This is a genomic window from Pseudomonas sp. 3A(2025), assembly GCF_054589175.1.
In genome coordinates this window covers 1-249 of sequence record NZ_BAAILM010000093.1, presented here as the reverse complement: position 1 = coordinate 249, position 249 = coordinate 1, and the positions used below count along the sequence as shown (strand labels likewise).

General features: G+C 57.8%; 1 protein-coding gene. It reads right to left on the bottom strand.

The window, feature by feature from the left end:
• Positions 1 to 249 (bottom strand): IS110 family transposase (locus tag ACYP2A_RS23320; protein ID WP_459748302.1); only part of this gene is annotated, 249 nt, incomplete at both ends.

The following is a 249-nucleotide window of genomic DNA, read 5'->3' as shown; positions in this document are numbered from 1 at the left end:
GAGTCGAACGCGAGTTGACCAGGTAGACCGTGAAACCACGGGCATCAAGCAGCTCAAACAATGGAATCCAGTAAACGCCGGTGGCCTCCATCGCGACCACGTTGATCTTGAGCCCGGCGAGCCACTCGGCCAGCTTGATCAGGTCGTCGGTGAAGGTGGAAAAGCTACGGACGTTGCCGTCCTGAGAAGAGCCTACAGCCACCCAATGCTCACGGCTGCCGATATCAATCCCGGCACAGTTAGGGTGAA